At 66.4% G+C, this 26,098-nt stretch carries 33 protein-coding genes; 22 read left to right on the forward strand and 11 right to left on the reverse strand.

Annotated features, from left to right (window positions below; all coding sequences use genetic code 11):
* Window positions 1-10: 10 nt before the first annotated feature.
* Complete coding sequence (locus tag ACFQ91_RS04730; RefSeq protein WP_198500938.1) at window positions 11-1,069, forward strand: 4-hydroxy-3-methylbut-2-enyl diphosphate reductase; 1,059 nt, start codon at window positions 11-13, stop codon at window positions 1,067-1,069.
* Window positions 1,070-1,183: 114 nt separating this feature from the next.
* On the opposite strand, the gene ACFQ91_RS04735 is transcribed toward ACFQ91_RS04730, so the two are convergent.
* Window positions 1,184-2,350: a DNA recombination protein RmuC gene (locus ACFQ91_RS04735; protein WP_376872427.1), complete on the reverse strand. Its 1,167-nt coding sequence runs from the start codon at window positions 2,348-2,350 to the stop codon at window positions 1,184-1,186.
* A 73-nt stretch (window positions 2,351-2,423) separates the two neighbouring features.
* On the opposite strand from ACFQ91_RS04735, the gene ychF reads away from it, so the two are divergent.
* On the forward strand, window positions 2,424-3,509 hold the full coding sequence (gene ychF / locus ACFQ91_RS04740; protein ID WP_376872424.1) for a redox-regulated ATPase YchF: 1,086 nt from the start codon (window positions 2,424-2,426) through the stop codon (window positions 3,507-3,509).
* Here the strand turns inward: ychF and ACFQ91_RS04745 are convergent.
* Window positions 3,499-3,861, reverse strand: a complete 363-nt coding sequence (locus tag ACFQ91_RS04745; protein ID WP_376872421.1) for a DUF5655 domain-containing protein — start codon at window positions 3,859-3,861, stop codon at window positions 3,499-3,501. The genes ychF and ACFQ91_RS04745 overlap by 11 nt on opposite strands.
* Before the next feature lie 270 nt (window positions 3,862-4,131).
* Between ACFQ91_RS04745 and ACFQ91_RS04750 the strand changes: the two genes are divergently transcribed.
* The 5 genes from ACFQ91_RS04750 (at window position 4,132) to ACFQ91_RS04770 (ending at window position 7,401) form a co-directional block, all read left to right on the forward strand.
* On the forward strand, window positions 4,132-4,413 hold the full coding sequence (locus ACFQ91_RS04750; protein ID WP_376872418.1) for a type II toxin-antitoxin system RelE/ParE family toxin: 282 nt from the start codon (window positions 4,132-4,134) through the stop codon (window positions 4,411-4,413).
* A complete protein-coding gene (locus ACFQ91_RS04755; RefSeq protein ID WP_376872415.1) occupies window positions 4,388-4,708 on the forward strand; it encodes a HigA family addiction module antitoxin in 321 nt (106 codons plus the stop codon). The genes ACFQ91_RS04750 and ACFQ91_RS04755 overlap by 26 nt, the downstream gene beginning before the upstream one ends.
* A 220-nt stretch (window positions 4,709-4,928) precedes the next feature.
* Window positions 4,929-5,387, forward strand: coding sequence for an NUDIX hydrolase (locus tag ACFQ91_RS04760; RefSeq protein WP_376872412.1), 459 nt, complete (start codon window positions 4,929-4,931; stop codon window positions 5,385-5,387).
* A gap of 288 nt (window positions 5,388-5,675) precedes the next feature.
* Window positions 5,676-6,029 carry a DUF1801 domain-containing protein gene (locus ACFQ91_RS04765; RefSeq protein WP_376872409.1) on the forward strand — a complete coding sequence of 118 codons (354 nt, stop codon included), beginning with the start codon at window positions 5,676-5,678 and terminating at the stop codon, window positions 6,027-6,029.
* 223 nt (window positions 6,030-6,252) lie between these two features.
* Window positions 6,253-7,401 (forward strand): heme-binding protein, encoded by a 1,149-nt coding sequence (locus tag ACFQ91_RS04770; RefSeq protein ID WP_376872406.1) that lies wholly within the window; start codon window positions 6,253-6,255, stop codon window positions 7,399-7,401.
* A 25-nt stretch (window positions 7,402-7,426) separates the two neighbouring features.
* Here the strand turns inward: ACFQ91_RS04770 and ACFQ91_RS04775 are convergent, their stop codons facing one another.
* The 4 genes from ACFQ91_RS04775 to ACFQ91_RS04790 form a co-directional block, all read right to left on the reverse strand.
* A complete protein-coding gene (locus ACFQ91_RS04775) occupies window positions 7,427-7,696 on the reverse strand; it encodes a DUF3263 domain-containing protein (protein ID WP_376872403.1) in 270 nt (89 codons plus the stop codon).
* Between the two features lie 133 nt (window positions 7,697-7,829).
* Entirely contained in the window at window positions 7,830-8,246 is a 417-nt protein-coding gene (locus tag ACFQ91_RS04780; RefSeq protein ID WP_376872400.1) for a GNAT family N-acetyltransferase, read from the reverse strand.
* Window positions 8,247-8,437: 191 nt separating this feature from the next.
* Window positions 8,438-9,574: a glycerol dehydrogenase gene (locus ACFQ91_RS04785; protein WP_376872397.1), complete on the reverse strand. Its 1,137-nt coding sequence runs from the start codon at window positions 9,572-9,574 to the stop codon at window positions 8,438-8,440.
* Window positions 9,575-9,735: 161 nt separating this feature from the next.
* Window positions 9,736-10,686, reverse strand: a complete 951-nt coding sequence (locus ACFQ91_RS04790) for a LysR substrate-binding domain-containing protein (protein ID WP_376872394.1) — start codon at window positions 10,684-10,686, stop codon at window positions 9,736-9,738.
* Window positions 10,687-10,815: 129 nt separating this feature from the next.
* Between ACFQ91_RS04790 and ACFQ91_RS04795 the strand changes: the two genes are divergently transcribed.
* Both ACFQ91_RS04795 and ACFQ91_RS04800 read left to right on the forward strand, forming a co-directional pair.
* Complete coding sequence (locus tag ACFQ91_RS04795; RefSeq protein WP_376872391.1) at window positions 10,816-12,054, forward strand: MFS transporter; 1,239 nt, start codon at window positions 10,816-10,818, stop codon at window positions 12,052-12,054.
* 28 nt (window positions 12,055-12,082) lie between these two features.
* Window positions 12,083-12,550, forward strand: coding sequence for an acetyltransferase (locus tag ACFQ91_RS04800; RefSeq protein ID WP_376872388.1), 468 nt, complete (start codon window positions 12,083-12,085; stop codon window positions 12,548-12,550).
* Between the two features lie 79 nt (window positions 12,551-12,629).
* Here ACFQ91_RS04800 and hchA read toward each other — a convergent pair whose 3' ends face one another.
* On the reverse strand, window positions 12,630-13,490 hold the full coding sequence (gene hchA / locus ACFQ91_RS04805; RefSeq protein WP_376872385.1) for a glyoxalase III HchA: 861 nt from the start codon (window positions 13,488-13,490) through the stop codon (window positions 12,630-12,632).
* 177 nt (window positions 13,491-13,667) lie between these two features.
* Here hchA and ACFQ91_RS04810 point away from each other — a divergent pair, with 177 nt between their 5' ends.
* From ACFQ91_RS04810 to ACFQ91_RS04820, 3 genes are all read left to right on the forward strand, one after another.
* On the forward strand, window positions 13,668-14,240 hold the full coding sequence (locus ACFQ91_RS04810; RefSeq protein ID WP_376872382.1) for a GNAT family N-acetyltransferase: 573 nt from the start codon (window positions 13,668-13,670) through the stop codon (window positions 14,238-14,240).
* 77 nt (window positions 14,241-14,317) lie between these two features.
* Entirely contained in the window at window positions 14,318-15,043 is a 726-nt protein-coding gene (locus tag ACFQ91_RS04815) for a class I SAM-dependent methyltransferase (RefSeq protein WP_376872379.1), read from the forward strand.
* A 51-nt stretch (window positions 15,044-15,094) separates the two neighbouring features.
* Entirely contained in the window at window positions 15,095-15,493 is a 399-nt protein-coding gene (locus ACFQ91_RS04820; RefSeq protein ID WP_376872376.1) for a DoxX family protein, read from the forward strand.
* 15 nt (window positions 15,494-15,508) lie between these two features.
* Here ACFQ91_RS04820 and ACFQ91_RS04825 read toward each other — a convergent pair whose 3' ends face one another.
* Complete coding sequence (locus ACFQ91_RS04825) at window positions 15,509-16,003, reverse strand: DinB family protein (protein ID WP_376872373.1); 495 nt, start codon at window positions 16,001-16,003, stop codon at window positions 15,509-15,511.
* 206 nt (window positions 16,004-16,209) lie between these two features.
* On the opposite strand from ACFQ91_RS04825, the gene ACFQ91_RS04830 reads away from it, so the two are divergent.
* Complete coding sequence (locus ACFQ91_RS04830; RefSeq protein WP_344251224.1) at window positions 16,210-16,896, forward strand: SDR family oxidoreductase; 687 nt, start codon at window positions 16,210-16,212, stop codon at window positions 16,894-16,896.
* On the opposite strand, the gene ACFQ91_RS04835 is transcribed toward ACFQ91_RS04830, so the two are convergent.
* A complete protein-coding gene (locus tag ACFQ91_RS04835; protein ID WP_376872367.1) occupies window positions 16,889-17,527 on the reverse strand; it encodes a dihydrofolate reductase family protein in 639 nt (212 codons plus the stop codon). The two genes, ACFQ91_RS04830 and ACFQ91_RS04835, sit on opposite strands and share 8 nt — an antisense overlap.
* Before the next feature lie 92 nt (window positions 17,528-17,619).
* On the opposite strand from ACFQ91_RS04835, the gene ACFQ91_RS04840 reads away from it, so the two are divergent.
* The 3 genes from ACFQ91_RS04840 to ACFQ91_RS04850 all read left to right on the forward strand — a co-directional run bounded on the left by ACFQ91_RS04840 (window position 17,620) and on the right by ACFQ91_RS04850 (window position 18,868).
* Window positions 17,620-18,111, forward strand: a complete 492-nt coding sequence (locus ACFQ91_RS04840; protein ID WP_376872364.1) for a winged helix-turn-helix transcriptional regulator — start codon at window positions 17,620-17,622, stop codon at window positions 18,109-18,111.
* Window positions 18,112-18,276: 165 nt separating this feature from the next.
* Entirely contained in the window at window positions 18,277-18,405 is a 129-nt protein-coding gene (locus ACFQ91_RS04845; RefSeq protein WP_376872361.1) for a hypothetical protein, read from the forward strand.
* Complete coding sequence (locus ACFQ91_RS04850; RefSeq protein WP_376872358.1) at window positions 18,398-18,868, forward strand: SRPBCC domain-containing protein; 471 nt, start codon at window positions 18,398-18,400, stop codon at window positions 18,866-18,868. The genes ACFQ91_RS04845 and ACFQ91_RS04850 overlap by 8 nt, the downstream gene beginning before the upstream one ends.
* On the opposite strand, the gene ACFQ91_RS04855 is transcribed toward ACFQ91_RS04850, so the two are convergent.
* Entirely contained in the window at window positions 18,858-19,745 is an 888-nt protein-coding gene (locus ACFQ91_RS04855) for a carbohydrate kinase (protein WP_376904049.1), read from the reverse strand. The two genes, ACFQ91_RS04850 and ACFQ91_RS04855, sit on opposite strands and share 11 nt — an antisense overlap.
* A gap of 203 nt (window positions 19,746-19,948) precedes the next feature.
* On the opposite strand from ACFQ91_RS04855, the gene ACFQ91_RS04860 reads away from it, so the two are divergent.
* The 5 genes from ACFQ91_RS04860 to ACFQ91_RS04880 all read left to right on the forward strand — a co-directional run bounded on the left by ACFQ91_RS04860 (window position 19,949) and on the right by ACFQ91_RS04880 (window position 24,796).
* Window positions 19,949-20,431: a DUF2695 domain-containing protein gene (locus tag ACFQ91_RS04860; protein WP_376872482.1), complete on the forward strand. Its 483-nt coding sequence runs from the start codon at window positions 19,949-19,951 to the stop codon at window positions 20,429-20,431.
* A gap of 135 nt (window positions 20,432-20,566) precedes the next feature.
* Window positions 20,567-21,649, forward strand: a complete 1,083-nt coding sequence (locus tag ACFQ91_RS04865; RefSeq protein WP_376872485.1) for a nucleoside hydrolase — start codon at window positions 20,567-20,569, stop codon at window positions 21,647-21,649.
* Entirely contained in the window at window positions 21,642-22,484 is an 843-nt protein-coding gene (locus ACFQ91_RS04870; protein ID WP_376872488.1) for a histidine kinase, read from the forward strand. The genes ACFQ91_RS04865 and ACFQ91_RS04870 overlap by 8 nt, the downstream gene beginning before the upstream one ends.
* Window positions 22,485-23,291, forward strand: coding sequence for an energy-coupling factor transporter transmembrane component T family protein (locus ACFQ91_RS04875; protein WP_376872491.1), 807 nt, complete (start codon window positions 22,485-22,487; stop codon window positions 23,289-23,291). It abuts the gene before it with no gap.
* A gap of 5 nt (window positions 23,292-23,296) precedes the next feature.
* Window positions 23,297-24,796, forward strand: coding sequence for an ATP-binding cassette domain-containing protein (locus ACFQ91_RS04880; RefSeq protein WP_376872546.1), 1,500 nt, complete (start codon window positions 23,297-23,299; stop codon window positions 24,794-24,796).
* A gap of 65 nt (window positions 24,797-24,861) precedes the next feature.
* On the opposite strand, the gene ACFQ91_RS04885 is transcribed toward ACFQ91_RS04880, so the two are convergent.
* A complete protein-coding gene (locus tag ACFQ91_RS04885; protein WP_198498475.1) occupies window positions 24,862-25,152 on the reverse strand; it encodes a YrhK family protein in 291 nt (96 codons plus the stop codon).
* 385 nt (window positions 25,153-25,537) lie between these two features.
* Between ACFQ91_RS04885 and ACFQ91_RS04890 the strand changes: the two genes are divergently transcribed.
* Window positions 25,538-25,999 carry a VOC family protein gene (locus ACFQ91_RS04890; protein ID WP_376872494.1) on the forward strand — a complete coding sequence of 154 codons (462 nt, stop codon included), beginning with the start codon at window positions 25,538-25,540 and terminating at the stop codon, window positions 25,997-25,999.
* Window positions 26,000-26,098: the final 99 nt, after the last annotated feature.

Raw genomic sequence — 26,098 nt, forward strand, 5'->3', positions numbered from 1 at the left:
TTCTGTTCCCATGCCCACGATCCCGCGCAAGCGCATCGCCCCGGACGATATTCGGACCCCGGCCGGCAGCGACCAGAAGGTGCTGCTCGCCGCTCCGCGCGGCTACTGCGCCGGAGTCGATCGCGCCGTGATCGCGGTCGAGCGCGCGCTCGAGCACTACGGGGCCCCCATCTATGTGCGCAAGGAGATCGTCCACAACCGGCACGTCGTCGAAACGCTCTCCGAGCGCGGCGCGATCTTCGTCAATGAGACCGATGAGGTTCCCGAGGGCGCGCGAGTCGTGTTCTCCGCTCACGGTGTCTCCCCAGCCGTGCACGCCGAGGCGGCCGCCCGCGATCTCGCGACGATCGATGCGACGTGCCCGCTGGTGACGAAGGTCCACCGGGAGGCAGTCCGGTTCGCTCGCGACGGCTATCGCATCCTCCTCGTCGGCCATGCCGGTCACGAAGAGGTCGAAGGCACGATGGGTGAGGCTCCGGACCACATCACGCTCATCCAGAACCCGGAGGAAGCGAAGACCGTCGAGGTCGAGGACACCGAGAACCTCGTGTGGATCTCGCAGACGACGCTGAGCGTCGACGAGACCATGGCGACCGTCGACATCCTCCGTCAGCGCTTCCCGCAGCTGCAGGACCCGCCGAGCGATGACATCTGCTACGCCACCCAGAACCGTCAGGTCGCGGTGAAGAAGATCGCCCCGCAGGCCGATCTCGTGCTCGTCGTCGGGTCGGCAAACTCATCGAACTCGGTGCGCCTCGTCGAGGTCGCTCTTGAGCACGGGGCGAAGGCGGCCCACCGCATCGACTTTGCCCGCGAGGTCGATGAGACGTGGTTCCACGATGTCGCCACCGTCGGCGTCACCTCGGGTGCGAGTGTCCCCGACGGCCTCGTGCAGGAACTGCTCGGACTCCTCGCCGACTACGGCTTCGCGTCCGTCGAGGAAGTCGTCACCGCCGAAGAGGATCTCATGTTCTCGCTGCCGCGCGAACTGCGCAAGGACCTCAAGGCGGCAGGCAAGAAGACGTCGAACAAGCGCGACGGCGCTGACCGTCAGCACGACATCATCTGAGCTGTTCGCCCCGTCACCCGACGCGTGCACCGTTCGACCCTTAGCCGCACGCGTGAGCTGTTCGCCCCTCTCCGGACGCGCCGATCGGACGAATCGCGCAACTGTCTGCTCGTCTCAGTCGGTGCCGGTGTGCCTCCTTCTCAACTGTGTCGGGTCGTCTGTGCCGAAGCTCGGGCGTGAGAGTTCGGCAGCACTGACGCCACGCGCTCGGGAGTCGAGTTCGGCGACCGCGTCGAGTTCCTCGCTGACGATGCCCGTCGACGGGAACTTCCGGGCCGTGACGAGGAAGCGCGATTCGAACGAGGAGACGAACCGGTTGTAGTCCTCGACGGAGCGGTCGAGGCTCGAACCCAACTTCGACACATGCGAGACGAGTGTGCCGACGCGTTCGTAGAGTTCCGTGCCGAGACGCAGGACCTCAGCCGCCGACGTGCTCATCTCCGCCTGCCGCCAGTTGAGCGCGACGGTCTTGAGCAGGACGAGGAGCGTGGCAGGAGAGGTGAGGACGACGTTCTTGCCCAGGGCGTGATCGATCATCTTCGGATAGGTCGCGGCCGCGGCCGAGAGCAGACCGTCGGTGGGGACGAAGCACACGACGAAGTCCGGTGCGGTCTCGAACGCCTTCCAGTACTCCTTCGACGCGAGCGCATCGACATGGCGCAGGAGCGCGCGGGCATGACTGCCGTCGGCCTCCTCTCCCTCGCCGATCCGCGCCGACAGCGGGGTCTTCGCATCGATGACGATGGTGCCCCCGCCGGGCAGATGCACGATCATGTCGGGACGGTGGCGCTGTCCAACGCGTTCGACGCTGACCTGCGCATCGAAGTCGACGTGGGGGAGGAGTCCCGCGTATTCGACGATGCGCCGCAGCTGCACCTCGCCCCAATCGCCGCGCTGCGTCGTGGAGTTCAGAGCATTCGCGAGCGACCCGGTCGATTCCTGCAGCCGCAGATTCTGCTGGCTCAAATGCGAGATCTGGGCATTGAGCCGCGTGATCTGCTCGACCTGAGCCCTGTCCTGAGTGCGGACGCTCTCGTGCAGCTGCCGGACACTGGCGGCGAGGGGGCCGATGGCCGCAGTGATCTCGCCGGCCATCTGGGCATCGGCTTCGAGGTCCTCGGTCCGGGTGGAGAGGATCTGGGAGGTCGTCTCCGCGCGGGTCAGGCGCTCGACGTAGTGGGAGCGGGTGAGGGCGCGGCCGAGGAGGAAACCGAGGGCAGCGCTGAGGACGATCGCCAGGAAGAAGGCGGCGATGACGCCGGCGGCGGGAAATGCATTCATGACTTCAGGGTGACAGACGGCACGGACACGAGGATTCGGGGACCGCCTCGGCGCCGGGATAGACTTGACTACCGTGGCACTGACAATCGGAATCGTGGGACTGCCCAATGTCGGCAAGTCGACCATGTTTAATGCACTGACCAAGAACCAGGTTCTCGCGGCGAACTATCCGTTCGCGACGATCGAGCCGAATGTGGGCGTTGTGCCCCTGCCGGATGCGCGGCTGACGCGCCTGGCCGAGATCTTCGGGTCGGAGCGGATCCTCAACGCGACCGTCGACTTCGTCGACATCGCCGGAATCGTGCGCGGTGCCTCCGAGGGTGAGGGGCTGGGCAATCAGTTCCTCGCGAACATCCGCGAAGCCGACGCGATCTGCCAGGTCATCCGCGGTTTCGTCGATGACGATGTCGTCCACGTCGACGGCAAGATCAGCCCGGCCGATGACATCGACACGATCAACACCGAGCTCATCCTCGCCGACCTCCAGACCCTGGAGAAGGCGCGACCGCGGATCGAGAAGGACGTCAAGGGCAAGCGGGCGCCGGCCGAGCTGCTCACGGCGATGGATGGCGCCACGGCGATCCTCGAGAGCGGACGGACGCTCTACCAAGCGATGCACACGGACAAATTCGACGTCGCGCCGCTGCGGGAGCTGCAGCTGATGACGACGAAGCCGTTCCTCTACGTCTTCAACGTCGACGACGAGGTGCTCGGCGATGAGGCGAAGAAGGACGAGATGCGGGCGCTGGTGGCCCCGGTCGAGGCGATCTTCCTCGATGCGAAGTTCGAGTCCGAGCTCGCTGAGCTCGACGAGGACGAGGCGCGGGAGATGCTCGAGTCGACCGGTCAGGAGGAGAGCGGACTCGATCAGCTCGCCCGCGTCGGGTTCGACACGCTCGGTCTCCAGACCTATCTGACCGCGGGGCCGAAGGAATCGCGCGCGTGGACGATCCCGAAGGGTGCGACTGCCCCCGAGGCGGCCGGAGTCATCCACACCGACTTCCAGAAGGGCTTCATCAAGGCCGAGGTCGTCTCCTTCGACGATCTCGACGCCACCGGCTCGATGGCTGCTGCGAAGTCCGCCGGCAAGGTGCGGATGGAAGGCAAGGATTACGTCATGGTTGATGGGGACGTCGTGGAGTTCCGGTTCAACGTCTAGCTGAGGCGCCCTCTTTGCCGCCCCACGCCCTGGCCAGTTCGAACCAGTTCCGGTTCGCGACCAAGGTGATCGTCTCGGCGGAGTCGACGGTGATCTGGTGTGTGAACTTGTCCGCGCGGAACGGGATGATCTCGTCTACGACCGGATCCTCGTGTGGTTCGTACATGTCGAGCGTCAGAAGCGACCGTGTTCGAGTGACGGGTGTGAGCCACGCGAACTGGCGCTTCACGCGGTATGCCACCTGGGTGCGCGCGAATTGCTCCTCTGCCCCTCCGGCCGCTGCGATCGATGAGGCGAAGGCATCGTAGTGGGCTCGAAGAGATCCCGGGAACAGTGTGTCGGGTCCTGTCATCACGCCTCCTCCTGACGGAGATCACCTGCGTCAACCACTGTACGCATCGATCTCGTCGTTGCCGAGCGAAGTCGTGACGATGCGTACAGTGGGTCGACGAGAAGCGCGTCGCCCTGCAGCGTAGGTCGCCGCGGGCGAGCCTGCCCTGTGGCGCCGACCGAAAGGGGACGGTGTCGCCGGGCGACAATCTGATGACGGTCCCGCCGGAACCCGGTCGAGTTTTGGTTTAACGCCTAGCGTTATTGACGAAGTTAGTTATATAGTTGTTCCATGATCAGATCGTTCGGCAGCAAGGACACCGAGCGCATCTGGCATGAGCAGTACGTCAAACGCGTAGACCGGATGGTCCAACGAGCGGCTCTTCGAAAGCTCGAATTGATCCACGCGGCGAACGATGTCGAGGATCTGAGGATCCCGCCAGGGAATCGTCTGGAGCAACTCGTCGGCGATCGTGTGGGTCAGCACAGCATCCGGGTCAACGCGCAATGGCGCATCTGCTTCGTCTGGAGAGAGGGAGGAGCGGACGATGTCGAACTCGTCGACTACCACTGAGAAAGACCTGATCGAGCCTGTTCATCCGGGAGAAATCCTGATGGAGGACTTCATCGAGGGTTTCGGGATCACCCAGAACAAGCTTGCCGTGTCCATCGGAGTGCCGCCGCGCCGAATCAACGAGATCGTGCACGGCAAGAGGGGTATCACCGCAGACACGGCGATTCGGCTGGCACGGTACTTCGGGACCTCGGAGGAATTCTGGATGAACCTGCAGTCGAACTACGAGCTGCGGATCGAACGTCGGGCACTGCGGGACAAGGTCGCCGCGATCACGCCGCTGAAAGTCGCGTGACGCGTGCCCGAGGAAACGATCAACGTTGGCGCTGACCAGCGTGCCCGACGTTTGGGATTGTTGTGAAGTACCAATTCTATATATATCGTCAGTGACGCACTCCGTAGGTAGGGCGACTGAGTTCTCGTCGTGGTTGTACTCACTCGAGCCGGCGACTATCCGGTGTCTAATTTGATCGGTTCTACACACCTGGTGTGCAAACACAATAGGACGTCTTTCGATGGCTATCTCAACTCGTACTGCAGCGCGCGTGATCTTGCTGGATCCCTCGTCACGTGTGCTGCTTTTCGAGGGACGCGATCTTTCCGACGATGACGACACGGTCCGGTTCTGGTTCACGGTGGGTGGTGGGGTAGAGCGTGATGAGTCACTCTCCGGCGCCGCCGCGCGAGAACTGCGCGAAGAAACCGGACTGACTGAATTGCGGATAGTGGGCCCTTTCCATCGCCGAGTCGCGAACTTCCTCAACCACGGCGAACGCGTCCATCAGACTGAACATTTCTTCGCCGCGCGAGTCACTGCTTCCTCGGCACTCGAGAGCGAGGGATGGACGGAGCTGGAACGTGTGGCAATGACACGGTGGCGATGGTGGTCGCAGGCCGACCTGAAAAGCGCAACTGTAACGTACTTTCCCAGGAATCTTCCGCAACTTGTCACGAGGGCATCTGAGCTTGTCTGACGGGTTCCAACCGACGCAGGCGGGGCTTCTTCGGCTGCGGTGAGGGTCATTCGCGCCGTCTGCCCGACCAACCGCGGACTGCTATCGCCCCATGGCACCAGATGACGAGTGTCATCTAAACTGAGCTCGGTGGCCCTCTGCGTCACCGACTGCACTTCCACGTGAGGACCACGTGAATCATCGCGGAGAGGCTTGAGATCCTCAGGACATGTCCGGATGGGGTGCGGCGCGTCATCGCGCCGACTTCTGCCCACCGATGCTCGACATCGGCCGATGAAAGGACACGACATGTCATCGAAGGATGAGAAGAACCTCACGCAGGTCATCGACAAGATCGCTGCCATGGATGAGCCGAGACGCTCGACCATGCAGCAGGTGCACGACCTCATCGTGGCAACCGCACCGGAGCTCAAACCCCGGATCTGGTACGGGATGCCCGCCTACGCCGCCTCCGCCAGCACTCCGGCACTGATCACCCTGCGCAACGACGAACGGCTGAACCTCGCACTCACCGAGAAAACTCCGTTCAACCCCGCCGGTGGTGAAGACGGGGCTCTCATGCCTGCGGCTTGGTACTTCGAGACCGTCGATGCCGCCACGGAGAAGCGGATCGCGGAGATCGTTCGCTCAGTAGCTGGCTGACAGCATCGCACGGCGCTCTTCCCGGCGATGGACCCTCGCCGGGAAGAACGCTGTTCGGTGCCCGAGCTCTCCCGAGCAGACCTGTTCAGCCGATGCAGACATGTGGCAATATGGCTTTCCTCGGATGCAGCACCGGGGTCGGAGTGTGCGGTGACCCGGACGACGGCTGAACGCCGTGCCCGCTTGATCCGAGAATTCCGGATTCCTCGAAGGAGAGTGTGCGATGTCGGAGTCAACGGTTCGCTTCAGCCCGGACAACAGCAATGTGCTTTCGTGTTTGGGCGGTCTGCAGGAACTCGCTGGGTCCTGGCGCGGACACGGATTCAATCTGATCTCACGACCCGACTACTCCGGGCGCGCGAATCTCTATCTCCAGCTCAACCAGACCGAGGAAACCTACGACGTCACACCGATCGGCTCACCGGTGCCCAACCGGGCCTGCGGCGGAGACGGCGTCGATCTCCACGGTCTCACCTACCTGCACAAGGTCAGCGACAAGGACACCCACAGCGCGCTGCACATCGAACCCGGCATGTGGATGATCCAACCGCCGGCTGAGTATCCGCCTCTGCGCAATCCCTCCAACGGACAGATCGTCTACCGCATGTCGTCGATCCCGCACGGCAACACCCTCAACGCCCAGGGAACGGTCGTGCCGTTCTCCGGTGCGCCACCCGTGCTTCCGATCGGCGACCAGCCCTACGGATACTCGGATTTCCTCTCCTTCAACAGCACCCCGATCACCGGGGTGACACCTCCTGATGAGGCGATCATGAACGCAGCCGGCAGCTCGGAGGCCGGGACCTCACGCACCGATCACCTCAAACCATTCCAGCAGTTCGACCTCAGCGTCGCCGAGGGCCCGGAGAACCCCCGCACTCCCTACAGCACGCACCCGCCGGAGCCACCGCTTCCCGACCACATCCTCGGCGTGCCCATGCAGGATGTCGTCAACGATCCCATTCGCCTTCTCCAAGCCGATATCCATGACAAGGTCGAGGCCGGTTACTCGATCGACGGGGTCGCGATCAACGTGATGACGCAGGCCAAGGTCGGCTTCCGCAAACACCGGAACGATCCGTACGGCCCGCACGTCACCGTCGAACCGCAACTCGCCGACGGAGGCCTGACCAACTTGCCCTTTCTGCTCGGGGGAGTGCCGACGGGAGACAAAGGGCCGAACGCGCAGACCACGCTCGTCTACGCGACCATGTGGGTCGAGCGGCTCACCCATCCGAACCAGCCGACGATCATGCAGATCCAATACGCGCAGATGTGCGTCCTCAACTTCCGCATCCTGCTCATGCCGGACCAGGGGATCGTCGGCTGGCCGCACATCTCGGTGGCCACGCTTCGCAAGACCTTCGGCTGATTGTGCAGCGCCGTGAACGAGCGCCCTACGGCATGAACGAGCGCCAGCGGCCCTTCCGCCGCTCGAAGGCGAAGCGCTCCGAGCGCAGCCGACGGATGCGAGTAACGACATCCGGGGCGTAGCCGAACGCCGCGTCGGTGTCAGCGAGTCCTTCGAGCACCGCGGAATACCTCTCGACGGCCAGTTCGATGCGTCGGCACAGAACCACGCGAGTATCCGCCGATGACGGTGACCGCTCGAAGTCGAGGATCATCCGATCATGGGCGGAGAGTTCGTTGACGGTGCCTGGAATCACTCGTCTCTTTCTGTGTCGGTCTAGCGTCGGGTCGATGACGCAGAGTACTCGCGACGAAATCTAGCTATCAGCGGACAGGAACAATTGGCGCAGAACTTCGTCGATTGCTGGTGACGATCGATCCCATACTCTGTCAACTGAGTTTGATGAAACCGTGGAGCCTTGGCGCGGTATCGTCAAAATCTGCGAACCCCAAGGATCGGTAGAAGTCGTGTTGCCTCGGTTCATCATCTGTGACGAGAACCTTCTGGCGCACGTCCTCGAACTTCTCGAACACCGTGGAAACCAGTGATCTGCCGATTCCCTGCCGTTGGGGGTCAGGCGCGACTAGGACGTCTTGGAGATACGCAATCGTCGCGCCGTCTCCGACCATACGGGCCAATCCACACAGCTGACCGTCGTTCCGGGCGGTGACGACACACCTCGATCCGTGTATCGCTGCGACAAGACGATCCGGATCGGTGGTGTAATTCGACCAGCCAACCGATTCGTAAAGCGCGAGCAGTTCATCCCGCGTGGGACGGTCGTCCAGCTGATAATCCACTGTCATGCTGCCATGCTAGCGATGTGTCCATCGGTCAGGGGAGATTCCGCGGCCCTCGAAACGCGACCGAGAACGCCCCGAGGGTTTCAGCAATCGAACTGTTCGATGACCACGAGCCAGCCGCCGCACCGCCGACGACACATATCTTCGACATCGCGCCCGCAACCAGACGTACCCAACCTGGACGACCGGTAGGTTCAGTGCCCCTTCGCCTCGTACTTCTTCGGCTCGGGCAGTCCGCGCTCGGCGCGGACCCGGCGCGAGACGGATTCGACCGCGCGCAGGGCGTCGACGACCATCTCCGGGGTCACCGGGAACGGCATGTTGTGGAGCGTCTCCTCGGGCACGGTCGCCGCCTTCGCCACCGCCTCAAGCTCCTTCGCGTCATCAGGACTCAGCCCCACCTCGGTGAGGGTGTTGGGCAGACCGACACGGGTCGTGAACTCGATGAAGTCCTCGATCTCCTCGGCATCGGCGCCTTCCATGATCAGCTGGGCGAGAGTGCCGACGTTGACCTTCTGCCCGTGGGCGAGACCGTGGGTCTGCGGAGCCGCCGTCAGCCCGTCGTGGATCGCATGGGCAGCCGCCAGGCCGCCGGCCTCGAAGCCGAGACCGGAGAGCAGGGTGTTCGCCTCGACGACGGCCTCGAGGGCCGGGGTGACAGTCTTCGCGTTGACCGCGTCGATCGCTGCGAGGGCGTTCTCGTGGAGGATCTCCCAGCTCAGATGCGCCAGCGCGGTGCCAGCCTGGGTCGGGCGCCCACCGGACATCGTCTCACCGGTGCCGCGTGCGGTTGCCCGCGCTTCGATCCAGGTCGCGAGCGCATCGCCGATGCCGGCGATGAGGAAGTTCACCGGTGCGTTCGCCACGAGCTGGGTGTCGATGAGGACGAGGTCGGGGTTCTTGTGGAAGAAGCGGTACTCGAGGAACTCGCCGTCAGCGGTGTAGACGACCGACAGCCCCGAGGTGGGGGCATCCGAGGACGCCGCGGTGGGAATCGATGCCCACTTGATGCCGGCCTTGTGCCCGGCGGCCTTGGCCGAATCGATCGCCGAACCTCCGCCGAGGCCGACGATGACATCATGACCGCCCGACCGGATTCGCTCGACCAGTCCGTCGATCGTCTCGGGGGTGGCGAAGCCGCTGAACGACTCGCGGACGACGTCGATGCCCGCGCCTTTGAAGCTCTTCTCGATCGGTGCTTCGACGAGACCCCAGACGGTGTCGTCGGCGATGAGCAGCGGAGTGGTGCCGAGGGGTGCGAGATGGTCGGCGAGGTCGGCGATGACGTTCTTCCCCTGGACGTAGTGCGAGGGGCTGGAGAATGCGTACATGGGGTCTGTCCTTCCTGCGAGTGGCTTCCCGAGCCGACGCAGCGAGCCGTGGATGAGACCCGTCGGTCAGCCGATGGGGATCGCTCCTGTGCCGGAGCGCGCGGCCAGTCTATGCCCGTCGCCGAGGCGTCTCCACCTGACAAGGTGACTGTTCGATCACGTCAGCGACGTCCGGCACTGCTTGGATCCCCGTGGCCGGCGGCTTTGCCACCGTCGTCGCCGTCGCCGTCATCCGTCTCGGCGTCATCGAGGAGTCCGATGAGAGCGCCGAGGGCGGGAGGCTGCCACCGGCGGGCATGGCAGATGAGTGAGACGGTCCACGTCAGGTCGGCGTCGCTGAGGGAGAGGGTGACGATTCCGGGCTGATCGCCGACAGCGGATTCGGGGAGCAGGGCGATGCCGAGGCCGTTGCGGACGAACGCGAGGATCATCGCCGCCGTCGATGATTCGACCATGACCGAGCGGCGCAGCCCGGCCGCGCGGAAGGCCTCATCGGCGATCGCGCGGAGCCCGAACCCCGGTGGGAAGTCGATGAACGGTTCGGCCGCGATGTCGGCGAGCGCCGCGGAGCGCCGGGATGCCAGCTCATGGTCACCTGCGACGACGAGGACGACCGGAGTGCGCGCGATCTCGCGCACCGACAGCGCCGGATGGGGCGCGGCATCCGAGGAGAACGCCGCATCGAGCTGGTTGTCGACGACGTCCTGGCGCATCCCCACCGACCCGGTCGGCGAAGAGATCAGCTGCAGCTCGACCGCCGGGTAGCGCTGCCGGAAGCGGGCGAGGAGTTCGGGGAGATCGAACGGGGGCTCGAACGTAGGCGCACCGAGGCGGAGCCGACCGCTGACGACCCCGTCGACCTGCCGGACGGCCGCGAGCGCGGCCTGCTCGTCGGCGAGAAGTCCCTGTCCGCGGACGAGGAGTTCCTCTCCTGCGGGGGAGAGATGGAACTGCCGCGTCGTGCGGATGATGAGGGGCACGCCCACCTCCCGTTCGAGTGACTTGATGCCCGCTGAGACGGTGGACTGCGAGACGTGGAGGGACTCGGCGGCACGGGTGAAGCTCTGCGCATTCGCCACGGCGACGAAGTACTCGAGCTGGCGAAGATCCATCCACCAATTATCGCACGAGGCGATTTCTCCTATCCGAATTATTCGTTGGACACGATGACTGTGCGGGTGGACAGTGGAAGCAGCGCCCCTCCAACGGGCGCCCCTGACGATCGAGAGGCACGACCCCGCATGACGACGACACTGCACAGCACGCCCACGACGACGAGCACACGACATGGCCTCGGCTTCTGGCTCGTCGCCGCCGCCTTCCTCATCGGCATGGCCTACTCGACGCTGCCGACCCCGCTCTACCCGCTCTATGCCGAGCGGGACGGCTTCTCGACGTTCGTCGTCACCATCGTCTTCTCCGTCTATGCCGTCGGCGTCGTCATCAGCCTCATCCTCGTCGGCCACATCTCCGACTGGGTGGGCCGCAAGCGCATCATCATCCCCGCGCTCGCCCTCGAGGCCGCCTCGGCGGTCATCTTCCTCCTCTGGCCGGATCTGCCGGGGCTCATCGCCGCCCGGTTCATCTCGGGACTGGGCATCGGCATGCTCACCGCCACGGCGACGGCGCACCTCCACGAACTCCACAGCCGCCACCGCCCGCACGCGACCGACTCCGCCCGCTCCGAGGTCGTCTCGATCGCTGCGAACATCGGCGGGCTCGGACTCGGGCCGCTGATCGCCGGCTTCCTCGCCCAATACGTCACCGGCCCCCTCGTCGTGCCCTACCTCGTGTTCCTCGTCCTCCTCATCGCGTCGATCGTCGCCGTCGCCCTTGCCCCCGAGACCGTCGACGTGCAGCCGTCGCGTCCGAGCTACCGGCCCCAGCTTCCCGGCGGGGCCGGGGCCGGGGGCGGCTTCTGGCAGGCCGCCGTCGCGGCACTGGCGGCCTTCTCCGTCTTCGGTGTCTTCACCTCGGTGACCCCGGAGTTCCTCGCCGAGGCGCTCCACGAACCCAGCAGACTCATCGCCGGTGCGGTGACGTTCGTCGTCTTCGCCGCCGCCGCGCTCGCCCAGACCGCGACCCAGCGGATGGCACCCCCGGTGCGGCTGCGGCTCGGCGCGCTCGCCGAGATCCTCGGCTTCGGCTTCCTCGTCGCCGGCACGGTCTCGGCCAGCCTCGTGCTCTTCCTCGTCGGGGGAGCGGTCGCCGGTGCCGGGGCCGGCTTCCTCTTCAAGGGCGCGGTCGGCACGATCCTCGCGACCACCTCGGCGGACCGTCGCGGAGCGGCCCTGGCCGGTCTCTTCCTCGTCGCCTACCTCGGTCTCATCGTCCCCGTCGTCGGCCTGGGCCTGGCGGTCACCGTCCTGCCGTCGACGACGGCGATGATCGGACTGAGCGCCATCCTCGTCATCGTGCTCGCCGGACTCGGTCTCAGCACCGTCCTCGGTGCGGGACGGTCGGGGACTGTGCGCGGGTGAGCCTCTGCGGTCGACTACGCTGGTCGGCGTGAACGATGCCATATTCATCCGCCCGGCACGAGGTGCCGAGGACTACCCGCGGCTCGTCGACATCTGGCGTTCGTCGGTGCTCGCGACGCACGATTTCCTCGCCGCTGACCACCGTGACGCCATCGAGGAGCGGCTGGCCTCGGACTACTTCCCGCATGTCCGTCTCACCGTCGCCGAGCGCGGCGGAGTCGCCGTCGGCTTCGCCGGCACCGCCGCTGGCAGCCTCGAGATGCTCTTCATCGACGCCGACCACCGAGGCGAGGGAGTCGGGACGAGACTTCTCGACCATGTCATCTCCGCCGAGGACGTGACGGCCGTCGACGTCAACGAGCAGAATGAGCAGGCCTACGGGTTCTATCTGAGTCGCGGCTTCACCGTCACCGGACGCAGCCCCGTCGACGCCGCCGGACTGCCGTATCCGCTGCTGCACATGACATTGGCCCGGGACGGAGAGACGCGGGACTGAGTGCCCCGCAACTGAGCGCTCCGGGACGGAGCGCCCCGCGACAGGCCGCCTCGGGACTGGCGACGGCGCTCGACCGGGGTCAGTTCCCGAACTGCTCGAGCAGCGCCTTCGCGGAGTCCTTCCCGAGCTGGTTCGCCGCGAGCGGGCTGTCGCCGGTGAGGAGATTGCGGTCGCGCGTCGTCGCTCCGGTCATGTCCTCGTTGGCGATCTCGATGCCCGCTTTCGTCAGCGCCGTTCCGAGTGCCCACGGCATCTTGCCCGGCAGGTAGCCGATCTCGATGTTCGCACCCTCATCGAGGGTGTCCGGGAACGCGACGATCCGGTATCCGGCGAAGGGGTTCTCATCGCGGCCGACACCGGAGGCCAGGAGTGCGGCCGGGCCGTGGCAGAGGGTGATGATGAGTCGGTCGTTGTCGAGGAAGTAGTCGAGGGTCTCGCCGAGGACAGCGCTGAAGGGGATGCCGTTCATCGCACCATGACCGCCGGGGATGAAGATCGCCGCGTAGTCGTCGAGACCCTGTTCGAGCACCTCGGTGAGCTTCTTCGGCGCCTTGAACGCCTCCTTCGTCGCCTCCCATTCCGCAGTGACGGCCTCGTCGTCCTTCGGGTAGGCCCACCATTCGAACTTGCCCGGTTCCCCGTCGAGGGTCGCGATGTCGATCCCGTAGCCGGCCTGGGCGATGTGGTACATCGGCAGGAGCGTTTCGACCGGGTGGTTTCCGGTGGAGAAGAATGTCTCGTTCTGCATGAGCATGTAGCGCTCGTCGGTGGCGATGACGAGGACCTTCCACTTGCCGCCCGTGTACGTCTCGTCGGTGCCGAGGCCGTCGAAATCGGTCGTCGGCGCCGTGTACTGCGACAGCGAGTACGGCGACGGGAAGTAGGCGTTGTTCTCCGCCGGGTCCGGGGTGGGCTGGCGGTCCTGTGCTGAGTCGGCCATGGGGTTCCTTCCGAAGAGCGTCGCCGAGGTTGTCCCCGGCTGGCAACAGATGTGCAAGGCATCTTGCTGCTCGGTACGGCTTCAACCTAGTTGACCGTGAGTGTTCGCACAAGGGACCGACGGCGCCCGGGGACCGGGAATCGGCTGTGAGCCCAGCGGATGTGACACGATGAGTCCATGTCATCGCCGACAACGATGCTCCCGACCCCGACGCTCACCACGGACCGTCTTCGCCTGCGTCCGTTCGCGGAGGCCGACGCCGAGGCGCTCTACGCGCTGCAGTCGAATGCGCGGGTGCTCGAGTACTGGGATTCCCCGCCGTGGTCCGATCGGGCGATGATCGCGCGCTTCATGGCCGGCTGCCGGAGCATGGCAGAGAACGGGACCGGTGCACGGGTGGCCGTCGAGCGGCGTGCAGACGGCGCGTTCATCGGCTGGGTCACGTTCAACAGCTGGAACCCCGATTTCCGGAGCGGATCCCTGGGATTCTGCTTCGCCGAGGAGGTCTGGGGACGCGGTTACGCGACCGAGGCGGCGAGGGCCCTGCTTGCGTGGGCGTTCGACGCCCTCGACCTCAATCGTGTGCAGGCCGAAGCCGACACGCGCAACATCGGTTCGGCCCGCGTGCTCGAGAAGCTCGGCTTTCGCCGGGAGGGGACCCTGCGCGAGGACTGCATCGTGGCTGGTGTGGTCTCCGATTCCTGGGTCTACGGGCTGCTGCGGAGGGAGTGGGACCATGGCCCGGATTGAGCTGCGTCAGCCCGTCGGCTATGTCCAGGCGACCGTGACCGATGGTGGCGGCACTGCGGAGATCGCCTGGGCGGGCAATGGTCGGTGACTACCATCCGTGGATCGTCGAACTCTATGACCGCGATAATCCCGGTGGCGCCGACCACGAGTACTTCCGTGCGCTCGCCCACCGATTGGGTGCCCGACGGATCCTCGACCTCGGCTGCGGGACGGGATTGCTCACGCGCTCGCTCGCCGAGGACGGACGCCGAGTCGTCGGAATCGATCCGTCGGCCGCGATGATCGCCTTCGCAGCGAGTCGAGATGAAGGACAGCGCGTCGAATGGATCAACGGCGATTCGACTGCGGTCCCGGCCGAGCGCTTCGACCTCGCCTTCATGTCGGGAAACGTCGCCCAGCACATCAGCGACCCCGACTGGCAGGGCACTCTCCTCGATGTCCGCGCTGCACTGCGCACAGGTGGCGTCCTGGCCTTCGAGAGCCGCAATCCGAGCGCTCGTGCGTGGGAGACATGGTCGCAGCCCGAGGCGACGAGGCGGGTGACCGAACACGGGCTGTTGGAGGAATGGGCCGATGTCGACGACCTCGGCGAAGGGCGCATCCACGTCCGGTTCTCGAATCGTTTCGTCGACACCGGTGAGATCGTCGTCGAGGACGAGACCTTCGTCTTCCGCAGCAGGGAAACGCTGGAAGCACAACTGACGACAGCCGGGTTCGCCGTCACTGAGGTGTGGGGTTCCTGGTCACGTCGACCATTCGTCGGAACCGATCCGCTCTTCATCATCGAGGCGCAGGCAGTGTGATCGGCGCGTAGACTGCGTCGGGTCAGCCGTCCGCGCAGAAGGGGGTCTGCCGTGTTCACCGCGCCGCCGCTCGTCATCGCCGTCGTCCTGCTCCTGGTGCGCGGTCTGCTCGCCTTCACGTTCTTCCACGAATCACTGCTCAAGCTCAAGGACGTGCGCCGCTTCGCGAAGAACGACGGCCTGCCCCTGCCGCTGGCCTGGTTCGTGCCGATCGCGGAGTTCGCCGCCGCCCTGTCCTTCGCCACCGGTGTGCTCGCCCAGTTCGCCGGCATCGGCGTCGTCGTGCTCATGCTCATCACGATCTCGATGCAGAACTTCCGGTGGCACAGCAGGTACTGGGCCGCCGACAACGGATGGGAGTACGACCTCTTCCTCCTCACGCTCGCCGCGGTGATCGCGGTCTTCGGCGCCGGTCCGATCGCGCTCCCGACGCTCGTGGGATTGGCGTAGAAGGATCAGCCGAGGTCAGCGCGGCATCCCGGCGGCATAGGCCGCCTGCCCGGCGTGCTGGGCGGCATCGTCGACGATCGAGACGAGGCGAACGCCGCGGGTCACCGGGGGAGTCCAATGCTCATCGATGACGACATCGAAGTCCTCCGCGCTCAGCCGGTTCGCGTAGTCGATGAGGGCACCGAGCGCAGCGGTGGCGTAGTCGACGAGGAGTCCCTGATCGTTGACGACGATCTCCGAGGCCTGTTCGGGGGTGTGCCCGTAGCCGATGGTATCGCCGATCGGACCGAGGTCGAAGCGGTCGCGGAACCGCTCCCACACCTGATCCTCACCGGTGAGGCCGGCGAGCTGGACATCGACCTCGCGCCCGATGTGCCACAGCAGCCACGCGACCGAATTGGGATGGGACCCGGGGTGAGCGTTGAGCTCCTCGGGAGTGAGCGTTGGCAGGTTCTCGATCGTCTCGAGGGGACGCTTGGCGACATCGGCGAAGAGCTCAGTGATCGTCATGCCTCCCATTGTGCTCCGGCAGGGCCGGTTTGAGAGGTGCCGCGCACAGAATTCTTCAGCCCGTCCCTTCCCCGGAATGACAGCGATCGCACGCGATCGGCACCAAACGCCGGACCGCCTCGGCGGAATAAATGAGCGCCGGTCGCGGCTGTTGTGGGCACGCCCCATCGGTGGGCACCACTGAACGTCAACGAAGGAGCAAGCACATGTCGGACTCAGGTCGCGTCGTCATCCTCGGCGGACACGGGAAGGTCGCCCTGCTGGCGGCACCGAAGCTCACGGCCGCCGGCTTCGCCGTCGACTCGGTCATCCGCAACCCCGACCAGGCCGGTGACGTCGAAGCCGCCGGGGCGCATCCGGTCATCCTCGACATCGAAACCGCGGACACCGATGCCCTCGCCGAGGTGTTCGCCGGCGCTGCGGCGATCGTCTTCTCCGCGGGGGCCGGCGGTGGCAGCCCCGAGCGGACCAAGGCCGTCGACCTCGAGGCCGCCAAGCGCGCGATCGACGCGACCGAGCAGGCCGGAGTCAAGCGCTTCGTCATGGTCTCCTACGCCACCGTCGGCATCGACCTCGACCGCGTCGACCCGTCGAACGCGTTCTACCCGTACGTCGAGGCCAAGCACGGCGCGGACGCCTACCTGCGTGAGAGCCCGCTCGACTACACGATCCTCGGGCCCGGGCATCTCACCCTCGATCCCTCGCCGGGCGCCGTCGTCATCGCCGATGAACGCGGTGACATCGACGGCCGCACCCCCGGTGAGGGGCAAGCGGAGACGTCGCGTGAGCTCGTCGCCGATGTCATCACCTACGTCATCGCCAATGACGCCGACGTGCGGGAGACCGTGAACTTCTACGACGGTGCGACCCCGCTCGCCGAGGCGCTCAGCTGAGCCGATTCCACAGCCGGTGGGTCAGCCCGCTGGGCGTGCTCACCGACTCGAGGGCGAAGCGCTCGTCGAGAACGCCGGGATCGTCCCACAGGCGCACCCCGGTGCCGAGGACGATCGGCACGGTGATCGTGTGCATGAAGTCGACGAGGTCGGCGTCGAGGAACTGCCTGATCGTCGACGGGCCGCCGCCGAGCCGGACATCGAGTCCGCCCGCGGCGGCCCTCGCCGTCTCCAGGGCCGTGGCGGGGTCGGCGTCGATGAAGTGGAAGACGGTGCCGTTGGCGAACTCGATGGGCGGCCGGGGGTGGTGGGTGAGGATGAAGCACGGAGTCGCGAACGGCGGCGCATCATCCCACCACCCCTGCCAGCCGTCGTCGGGCCACGGCCCGGTCTGAGGGCCGAACTTCTTCCGGCCCATGATCTCGGCGCCGATGCCCTGCCCCCACATGCTGAAGAGCGCACGGTCGACGGTGATCGGAGCATCAGCGCGATCGACGCCCATGATGACGCGACCGTCGAAGCGGGAGAAGAGCGCCGCAGCGTCGCCGATGGGCTCATCGAAGGTGACGTGATCGCCCGCGGCGAAGCCGTCGAGGGAGACGAAGAGATTGTGAATGCGCGTGCGGAACATCGGTGTCCTCCGGAGCAGGTCGATTGTCGGTGACAATGGAACCCAGCGTAGGATGATGCACTTGCAGAACACAATCACTTGAGGGAGGACGCGTGGCTGGGCAACCGCGGTCGGGCTGTGCGATCAATGCCGCCGTCGAGGTGCTCGGCGATTCGTGGAGCCTCATCATCCTCCGCGACATCGTCTTCGGCGGTCGCCGCCACTTCCGGGAGCTGCTCACGCAGAACAACGAGGGCATCGCCTCGAACATGCTCGCCAGCCGACTGAGGAAACTCGTGGACGAAGGGCTCCTGACCAAGGCGGAGGCGGTCCGCGGTCAGAAGGCGAAATACTCGCTCACCGAGGCGGGGATCCAGACCCTGCCGGTCATGGTTGCACTCGGAACCTGGGGGATGACCCACCGCGAGACCTCACCGGAGCTGACGATCCGATCCAGACTCATGACCGAAGACCCTCAGCTCGTCTCCGGCCTTATGGAGGAGCTGAGGGAGACTCACCTCGGCGTTCCGCGTCCCGACCCGGATTCACCGCGCGCTTCAGAACGGCTGCAGGCTGCTGTCGACGCGGCGATCGCCGGAAGCTGAGTCGGTCGTCGAACCTGGTTGCGGCCGGCGCCGATGATCGGGGATTGCTGTGCTGAGTTCGCTGGGACGAATCTGTTGTCTGATCCTTCGAGGTGTGGTTCCATGGAATAAGCAATTGCAGAATGCAATCGCTTTGATCCCGATACTGATCCCGAAGGAGCGATCATGGTGAGCGAACTCATGGCCGGCATCAGCGTCGGCAGCGAGGAGGACGAGTCGTCCCCAGGGGGCGGGCGCCGCATTCTCCCGATCGCCGTTCCGGACGGGAACCAGGCGGTGTTCTTCGGTGAGTGAGTTCGCAGACGATCAGGGCGCACCTGTGACCGCGACGATCAGCCTCGGTGCTGATATCGAACACCCGGTCTCTGCAGTGTGGACCGCCTTCGCCGATGCAGATCAGCGCGTGCAGTGGGGAGTCCCCGAAGGGGAGGAGATGGTCTGCGACATCGACGAATTCCACCCCGGTGGATCGATCCGTGCCCGTTGCGGGGCGCCTGGAGCACTGGAGTTCGCATCGACTGGGCAGTACTGCGCTGTCATGCCGGAGCGTCACATCGTGACCACCGAGACTCTCACCAAAGACGATGAGATCCTCTCGACCGCCATCATCACCTGGACCCTGACGGCCACCTCGACAGGCACCAGAGTCGAGCTCGTCGACCAGGTCGTTTCCTTCGTCGGTCAGGGAATGATCGACGGCCACCGCAACGGCCACGACATCTGCCTGCGACAGCTCAGCGAATTCCTCAGTTCGTGAGATCCGCAGCCCACGGAAGATCGGCGCCGGTACGGCCGACGGTGATCCCGGCCAGAGCCGACGCCCTGTCGCCCAATGACGTCAGCTCCGCAGTGCCGAGGTCGGACACCGCCGACGTCGCGGCGTGCAGATCGTGGATGAGGGAGACCATGAACGTGTCCCCGGCCCCGATCGTATCCGCGACGTCGACCCGAGCCGAAGCCACCGTCACCCGCGCCGAGGCGGTCGCCAGGATTGCGCCCTCACCTCCGCGAGTCATCGCCACCAGGTCCGGACCAAGGCCGAGCAGACGATCGACCTGTGCTTCTTCAGCGAGGTCGGGGTAGAGCCAATCGGCATCGACATCGCTGAGCTTGAGGACGTCGACGCGTGCGGCGAGCTCCTCGAATCGGGCCAGTGCCGCCGTCTGCTCGCCGATGATCGTCGGGCGGATGTTCGGGTCGAACGTCACCAGTCGCGTCGACGGGTGACGGTTGTCGAGCAGGTCGTCGATCGTCGCCGCACCGGGTGAGAGGAATGCCGCGATCGAGCCGATGTGGATGGCCTCCCACGGCTCCTCTGCGACCGGTGTCGGATCGGGATTCCAGCGCAGGTGGAAGTCGTATTCAGCCGACCCGTCGGCGGAGAGGGTCGCGCGCGCCGTCGAGGTCGCACCCTGAGGGGCTGCATGGACGGTGACGTTCGAGGCCCGCAGGTGGGAGAGGATGAATCCGCCGTGGAAGTCATCTCCGAGGTCCGTGAGCAGGGCGACCTCGTCACCGAGGCGACCGAGGCCGAGTGCGACATTGGCCGGCGCACCTCCGGGGGCGTACCTGTCGGGTGCGTCGGGAGTCGAGACGATGTCGATGAGCGCCTCACCGATGACGAGAGTGGTCATCACCCCAGTCTATGGAGCGACGGTGGTCGTCGACGCCGGTTCCTCCGATCGCACGGGGACCGCACCCGATGCGCGGCCCTGAGCAGCGGCCCGGTGCGGACGGCTCGAGCAATCGCACACCGGGGAAGGAGAATCGGACGCGACTCGAAACTCCCTGTGACCTGAATCTCTCTCATGTCAGTGCCGGATGGCAACGTGAGGTCATGGACAACATCACGGAGAACCCAGAGATCAGGCAGGTCATCGACACGGCGTCGGCGCGCATCCTCAATCCCCGACCAGGCGAATGTCTCGTGTGCTACGTCTTCCGACAGCTCGGGGAGTTCGGCTGCAACGGCACGCACCGCTTCGCCGAGAGCTTCCGCGACAGCACGGCACCACGGGCGACGGCTCTCCTTGCACGTCTGGGCAGCATGGGCGCATGCTGCTGTGACTGTGAGATGTTCCTCAACGCGTATGCGTTCGCTCAGCGACCGCTGCTCATGCGCGGTCCTCTGGCCGAGGCCATCGGCACGCGCATGAGCGTTGAGGAGCTCGAGGCCGCAGGTGCGCTGCCGATGGATTCGGCTCGTGCTGACACCACGGGCGGGCAGAACGCACCCTCAGACATCTACCTCTGCTGTCAGTTCGTGCGGCGCGGATCCACGCAGCCGTGCGGGAACTGGAGGAGACAACGCCGATGGTGAGGTGAACTGGCGGGGGACCGCGCAGGCAATGCGGCACCGGGGTGTGCAGAGAGGCTGCGCGGACAGGCTGCGCGGAGTCCCTCGGCAGCCGGTCCGAAAGAATGCTCACTTCTGCCGATCCGGCAGAATGAACGTATGACTCTGCCGCTCTTCCTCGACTGCGACCCGGGCATCGACGACGCGCTCGCGCTCGCCTACCTCCTGTGCCAGGACGACGTCGATGTCGTCGGCATCGCCGCCTCGGGCGGGAACGTTCCCACCGCGCAGGTCGTCGAGAACACGCGGAGATGGCTCACGCTCGCCGGAGCCGACGACATCCCCGTCCACGCAGGCCATGCCCTGCCGCTGGCGCGCCAGAGATCAGCAGCCGCACAGATGACATCCGGACCGGCCGTGGGGCAGCCCGACACCGCCGACATCGAGTACGCCGACCTCACCCACGGCCAGACCGGTGCCGGCTACGCCACTCTGCCGGAACCGACGGTGCCGCTCAGCCCCACCTCGGCGGCACAGGCGTGGGTCGACGCCGCCCGCGCGCACCCCGGCGAGCTCATCGGCATCGTCATCGGGCCGTCGACGAACCTCGCGCTCGCCCTGGAGATCGAACCCCGGCTGCCTCACCTTCTCCGCCGTCTCTTCATCATGGGCGGGGCCTTCAACTACCGCGGCAACACGCACCCGACGACGGAATGGAACGTCACCTTCGACCCGGAATCGACCGCCGCCGTCCTCGCGGCTTTCGACCGGGCCCGTTACGAGCACCCCGACATCGCTCTGCCCGTCATCGCCCCGATCGAAGCCACCGAAGCCGTGGCGATGACCCCCGAACGCTGGGCGGCCATCCTCTCAGGCGATGCCGACGCCCGGTGGCACCCAGTGCTCCGCGAACTCGGCGAGGCCCTGCGCTTCTACTTCGAGTTCCACGAATGGGACGGACTCGGCTACCTCGCGCACATCCACGACCCCTTCGTCGTCGCCTGCGCCCTCGCGTGGGCCCGCGAACCCGACCGGTCGGAGAGCACCCTGCCCTGGGCGCGAAGTGCCACAGCACCGGTCGACGTCGAACTCACCGGTACACTCACACGAGGCGAAACCGTCGCCGACTGGCTGGGGCGGTGGGGGAGAGAACCCAACGCAGAGATCATCCGCTCGATCGATGCCGATCTCTTCCTCGACCACCTCGGCGCCACACTGAAGAAGGGACCACACCATGGTTAGAGACACGACCACCCGCACCCTGTCTGGGCAGGGGCCAGCCGCACCGACTGGTCCCGGACAAACCCCCCTCACTCTCACCCTCACCGTCCTCGGCACCGCCGTCATCCTCGCGACCTACCTCGTCGTCCTCCTCACCCAGCCCGCCAACCTCGGCACCGACCTCGGCCACACCACCCTGTGGGTCATGGTCGGGTACCTCGCCGGCGGCATCCTCCTGGCGGCCGGCACCCTGCCGCTTATTCCGCGCAGCATCATCGCGCTCATCCCCGTGGCCATCGCCCTCAACATCGTCATCGGCCAGGTCGTCGGCACGCTCACCCCGATCCCGCTCTATCTCGACTCCATCGGCACCGTGATGATCGGCGTTCTCGCCGGACCGGCAGCCGGAGCGTTCACCGGCATCATCTCGAACCTCATCTGGGGAGTGACCCTCAACCCCAGCGTCATCGCCTTCACGACCGGCGCTGCCTTCATCGGCGCCGCCGCCGGATGGGCCGCCCGCCTCGGCGCCTTCCGCACCCCCTGGTTCGCGGTGCTCGCCGGTGCGCTCGCGGGAATCCCCGCCGCGGCTCTCGGCGCCCCGGTGGCCGCCTACGTCTTCGGCGGCGGACTCGGCGCCGGCACCGGCGGCATCGTCGCGATCCTCCAAGCGGCCGGACAGGAGATGCTCGCCGCGACTCTCGCCCAGAGCATCGTCTCCGACATCATCGACAAAGCACTGATCTTCGGCCTCGCCTACCTCGTCCTGCGCACCCTGCCCCGCCGGATCCTCGACAGGTATCCGTTCACCGAACACAGCCGTCCCTCGCAGGCGCGCGCCCAGCGTCTGAGCTGAATGGCGACAGCGATCCCGGAATCCCGAACCCGTTGGCACCCGGCCACCGACCTCATCGTCATGGCCTGCGCCCTCTTCCTCGTGTTCGGGATTCCGTCACCTGTCGTCCCCGCCGCCGTCATCCTCGGCACGCTCATCGCAGCCGTGGCGACGAGGAGGGTCTCTCTGACCCGGTGGGCACTGACGGTGGCGGGCCTGAGCCTGCCGCTGCTCATCGTCGTCGGCCTCGTGCAGGGCCTCTTCTACCCCGGGACGGCAGTGACCGTGCTCTGGCAGTCCGGGGCCGTGCGCGTCACGGTCGAAGGCCTCGCGATCGCGGCCCAGATCTGGCTGCGGGTCACCGCGCTCATCGCCCTCGGTGCGCTGTTCGGGCTCGGCAACGACTCCGCGCGGCTCTTCGACGGCCTCATCGCCCTCCGCCTGCCCGCGACGGTGGCCTACATCTGCGCCTCCGCGCTCAGCCTCATCCCGTTGGTGCGCCGACGCACCACCGACGTCCTCGACGCCCTCGCCGCCCGCGGATGGCCGACGCACCGCTGGGGAACGCGAATCCGGCTTCTCCCGCGGATCGTCGCAGGCCTCTTCACCTCCCTGCTCGTCGGCGTCGACCAACGCCACGAGGTCCTCGACCAGCGCGGCTTCGCCCGCTCCGACCACGCCGTTGACCTGCAGGATCACCGCGACGACCGGGTCCAGTCCCTCATCCGCCGAGGCGGTCCCCTCCTCACCGTCGCCCTCATCGTCGCCTCGGTGGCCGGCTTCCTGCCCCTGCCGAGCGCCGACACGATCCTCGGAGGTCAGGGTTGAGCGCCGTGCTCGACCTCGCCGGGGTCGACGTCACGTACCGGGCTGCGCAGGCGCCGGCGCTCACCGACATCAGCCTGCGGCTCGATCCTGGACGCATGCACGCGGTGCTCGGTCCGCAGCGCTCAGGGATCTCGACACTGGCCCGGCTCACCGTCGGGCTGCTCGCCGAGCAGGCGACCGTGACCGGCCACGCGGTCGTCACCGACAGCGCCGTCATGCTCGGTGACGATCCCGAGGCGCAGCTGTCGGGAATGACGAGCATCGTCGGCGACGAGGTGCAGCTGCCGAGCCGACTCCACGGCGTGACCGCTGACCGCGCGCGGGTGGCGGCCGCCGCCGCGCTCAGCGCATTCGGCCTCGGCGGTCTGTGGGACCGACGCCTCGACACGCTCTCCGGTGGACAGCGGCAGCTCGTCGTGCTCGCCGGTCTTTTCGCCCTCGACCCCGTGCTCCTCGTCCTCGACGAGCCCGCGCTCTCGCTCGACCCGCGGATGCGCCGGAGTCTCATCGCCGGGCTGCGCGCCCACACGGACTCCGGGGGCGCGGTCCTCCTCACCGGCCACCAGTTCGACGACGTCGCCGAGGCCTGCGACTCCGTCAGCTTCCTCTCCTCGGGCACGCTGGGCGCCGCCGTGGAACCGGCCTCGCTCGAGGACGCCGCGATCGCCGGGCACGGCGTGTGGACATCGGTGCCGGCGCGTGCGCTCGGCCGATCCTCAGGTGCAGACGCCCTCGCCTCGGTACCCGATGAGCCGAAGCCTGCTGATCCTGATGCAAGGCAGCAGACCCCGCGGCCGACACCGGTGCTCACGATCGAGAGCCTGCGGGTGGAACGGGATGGCGCGGTGATCCTCGACGGTGTCGATCTCCGGCTGCATCCGGGTGAACTCCTTGCGCTCACCGGTGCGAACGGTGCCGGGAAGTCGACGCTGCTGCGCGCTCTCGTCGGCCTCCTCGACCGCGGCGCCACGGTGACGGGTGCGATGACGGTGCACCGCCTCGGCGAGGACATCGTGCTGCCGGGCATGCCCGCCTGCCGGCGAGCCGCGCACCTCGGATGGGTCGGTCAGGATCCGGGCACCCAGCTCTCGGCCCCGACGGTCGCCAGCGAGCTGCGGCGAGCAGCGCCTCTGCCCCGACATCGGAGGCGTGAGCGTGAGTCCGTCGTCGCGGAGCGGGCAGCGGCGGTCGCCTCGGCGATGGCGACGCTGGGCCTCACCGAGGCGGCCGAGACCCATCCCTTCGACCTCGGCACTGCGCGGCGGAAGGACGTCGTCATCGCCTCGGCGCTCATCACGGAACCGGCGGTCCTCCTGCTCGACGAACCCACACAGGGCAGGGACGCGGCGGCGATGGCACGACTGAGTGGAGTCGTCGCCGACTTCTGCGGACGAGGAGGCACCGTCATCGCAGTCACCCATGACCGACGGTGGGCGGGATCAGCGGCCGATCGGATCGTCGAACTCGACGGGGGTCGCCTTGTCGCGGCGGGAGCCGAGGCCTGAGCGCGACCGTTGGTGCCTAGCCGGTGGAGCGTGGCCGGTCGGTGCGTGGCCGGTCGGCGGGTGGCTCAGTAGTCGTAGGACGATTCGGTCGTCAGCGTGCCCGGGGTGCGGAACTTCTGCAGGTGGATGTGGCGGGCGAAGCGGATGACCGGGCGGATGAGCATCTCGATGCTGCCGAGGACGAAGAGGCACGTGCCGGCGAACATGAGCGAGTCGGAGAAGAACATGAAGCTGCCGATGAGGAACCACAGGCCGATGAGGACATCGTTGGCGATGCTGATCATCTGGTAGCGCTGGCGGATGACGATCTCGTCGTGTCCGATGTGCATGATGAGGTCGTGTTCCTGCGTGGTCAAGCAGTCCTCCAGAGGGTGGGTGGGAAAAGGGCCGTTGCGATTTTACGCGGGGCCGCGGTGCGCGCGCCATCTGAGACAGAGCTCGGCGGTGGACGCGCAGGAAGACTCAGCTCGCGCGGAGACTCGATGGTTGTCGTTGGTTTGTCGGTGGTTCGCCGGTCGTCGGCGCAGACGCCGGACATGCGGCTCTTCCGGCCGGGCTGTTCGGCAGCGACAGCGGGAGAGCGGTGCGACGCTTCGGGACCGTGGGCGTCGGATTCTGCGGCACATGACCGTCACGCATGCGTCACCCGTGGGACGCGTCGACGCTGCCGTGTCAGTGGCGTCGGCTACAGTCAGCACCACCGACACTCACCACGCGCCAGACTCTCAATGAGGAGACATCATGAGCCGTTCCGTGCAGATCACCGTCGACTGTCATGACCCGATCCTCGTGGCGAGGTTCTGGGCGGAGGTCCTCGGCTACGTCATCCCCGGGCCGCCCGGTGCCTCGCTCGCCGACGGGCAGGATCCGTTCGACGCGTGGAGGGAGTTCCTCGAAGGACTCGGCGTCGAGATGAGACCGGAGGACATGCGCGCCGCGATCGAAGACCCGTCCGGGCGCGGCCCGCGGGTGTTCTTCCAGACGGTCCCCGAGGAGAAGACGGTGAAGAACCGCATCCACCTCGATGTCCGTGCCGCACCCGGACTGCAGGGTGCCGATCGGATGGACGCCCTCGAAGCCGAATGCAATCGGCTCGTCGCCCTCGGGGCCGAACGTCTGCAACGGTTCGAACCGAAACCGCCGATGGAGACCGGTTTCATCGTCATGGCCGATCCCGAGGGCAACGAGTTCTGCCTCGACTGAGCCGGCTGACTCTGACCGATGAGGCTGCCTCGATCGACCACGGTGCCACGACTGAGCCGGCTGACTCGGGTCGATCCGATGATAGTTCTCTTATTTTGC

It is taken from the genome of Brevibacterium sp. NPDC056726, assembly GCF_042790515.1.
Classification (GTDB): Bacteria; Actinomycetota; Actinomycetes; order Actinomycetales; family Brevibacteriaceae; genus Brevibacterium; species Brevibacterium sanguinis.

Excerpts from the sequence above, each read along its gene's own strand:
- ACFQ91_RS04830 (WP_344251224.1), top strand. The coding sequence starts at position 16,210 with ATGTCGGACTCAGGTCGCGTCGTCATCCTCGGCGGACACGGGAAGGTC.
- ACFQ91_RS04770 (WP_376872406.1), top strand. The coding sequence starts at position 6,253 with ATGTCGGAGTCAACGGTTCGCTTCAGCCCGGACAACAGCAATGTGCTT.
- ACFQ91_RS04790 (WP_376872394.1), bottom strand. The coding sequence starts at position 10,686 with ATGGATCTTCGCCAGCTCGAGTACTTCGTCGCCGTGGCGAATGCGCAG.
- ACFQ91_RS04835 (WP_376872367.1), bottom strand. The coding sequence starts at position 17,527 with ATGTTCCGCACGCGCATTCACAATCTCTTCGTCTCCCTCGACGGCTTC.
- ACFQ91_RS04855 (WP_376904049.1), bottom strand. The coding sequence starts at position 19,745 with ATGACCACTCTCGTCATCGGTGAGGCGCTCATCGACATCGTCTCGACT.
- ACFQ91_RS04795 (WP_376872391.1), top strand. The coding sequence starts at position 10,816 with ATGACGACGACACTGCACAGCACGCCCACGACGACGAGCACACGACAT.
- ACFQ91_RS04825 (WP_376872373.1), bottom strand. The coding sequence starts at position 16,003 with ATGACGATCACTGAGCTCTTCGCCGATGTCGCCAAGCGTCCCCTCGAG.
- ACFQ91_RS04760 (WP_376872412.1), top strand. The coding sequence starts at position 4,929 with ATGGCTATCTCAACTCGTACTGCAGCGCGCGTGATCTTGCTGGATCCC.
- ACFQ91_RS04870 (WP_376872488.1), top strand. The coding sequence starts at position 21,642 with ATGGTTAGAGACACGACCACCCGCACCCTGTCTGGGCAGGGGCCAGCC.
- ACFQ91_RS04865 (WP_376872485.1), top strand. The coding sequence starts at position 20,567 with ATGACTCTGCCGCTCTTCCTCGACTGCGACCCGGGCATCGACGACGCG.
- ACFQ91_RS04745 (WP_376872421.1), bottom strand. The coding sequence starts at position 3,861 with ATGACAGGACCCGACACACTGTTCCCGGGATCTCTTCGAGCCCACTAC.
- ACFQ91_RS04785 (WP_376872397.1), bottom strand. The coding sequence starts at position 9,574 with ATGTACGCATTCTCCAGCCCCTCGCACTACGTCCAGGGGAAGAACGTC.
- ACFQ91_RS04735 (WP_376872427.1), bottom strand. The coding sequence starts at position 2,350 with ATGAATGCATTTCCCGCCGCCGGCGTCATCGCCGCCTTCTTCCTGGCG.
- ACFQ91_RS04755 (WP_376872415.1), top strand. The coding sequence starts at position 4,388 with ATGTCGAACTCGTCGACTACCACTGAGAAAGACCTGATCGAGCCTGTT.
- ACFQ91_RS04875 (WP_376872491.1), top strand. The coding sequence starts at position 22,485 with ATGGCGACAGCGATCCCGGAATCCCGAACCCGTTGGCACCCGGCCACC.
- ACFQ91_RS04890 (WP_376872494.1), top strand. The coding sequence starts at position 25,538 with ATGAGCCGTTCCGTGCAGATCACCGTCGACTGTCATGACCCGATCCTC.
- ACFQ91_RS04810 (WP_376872382.1), top strand. The coding sequence starts at position 13,668 with ATGTCATCGCCGACAACGATGCTCCCGACCCCGACGCTCACCACGGAC.
- hchA (WP_376872385.1), bottom strand. The coding sequence starts at position 13,490 with ATGGCCGACTCAGCACAGGACCGCCAGCCCACCCCGGACCCGGCGGAG.
- ACFQ91_RS04765 (WP_376872409.1), top strand. The coding sequence starts at position 5,676 with ATGTCATCGAAGGATGAGAAGAACCTCACGCAGGTCATCGACAAGATC.
- ACFQ91_RS04750 (WP_376872418.1), top strand. The coding sequence starts at position 4,132 with ATGATCAGATCGTTCGGCAGCAAGGACACCGAGCGCATCTGGCATGAG.
- ACFQ91_RS04780 (WP_376872400.1), bottom strand. The coding sequence starts at position 8,246 with ATGACAGTGGATTATCAGCTGGACGACCGTCCCACGCGGGATGAACTG.
- ACFQ91_RS04730 (WP_198500938.1), top strand. The coding sequence starts at position 11 with ATGCCCACGATCCCGCGCAAGCGCATCGCCCCGGACGATATTCGGACC.
- ACFQ91_RS04845 (WP_376872361.1), top strand. The coding sequence starts at position 18,277 with ATGGTGAGCGAACTCATGGCCGGCATCAGCGTCGGCAGCGAGGAGGAC.
- ACFQ91_RS04860 (WP_376872482.1), top strand. The coding sequence starts at position 19,949 with ATGGACAACATCACGGAGAACCCAGAGATCAGGCAGGTCATCGACACG.
- ACFQ91_RS04815 (WP_376872379.1), top strand. The coding sequence starts at position 14,318 with ATGGTCGGTGACTACCATCCGTGGATCGTCGAACTCTATGACCGCGAT.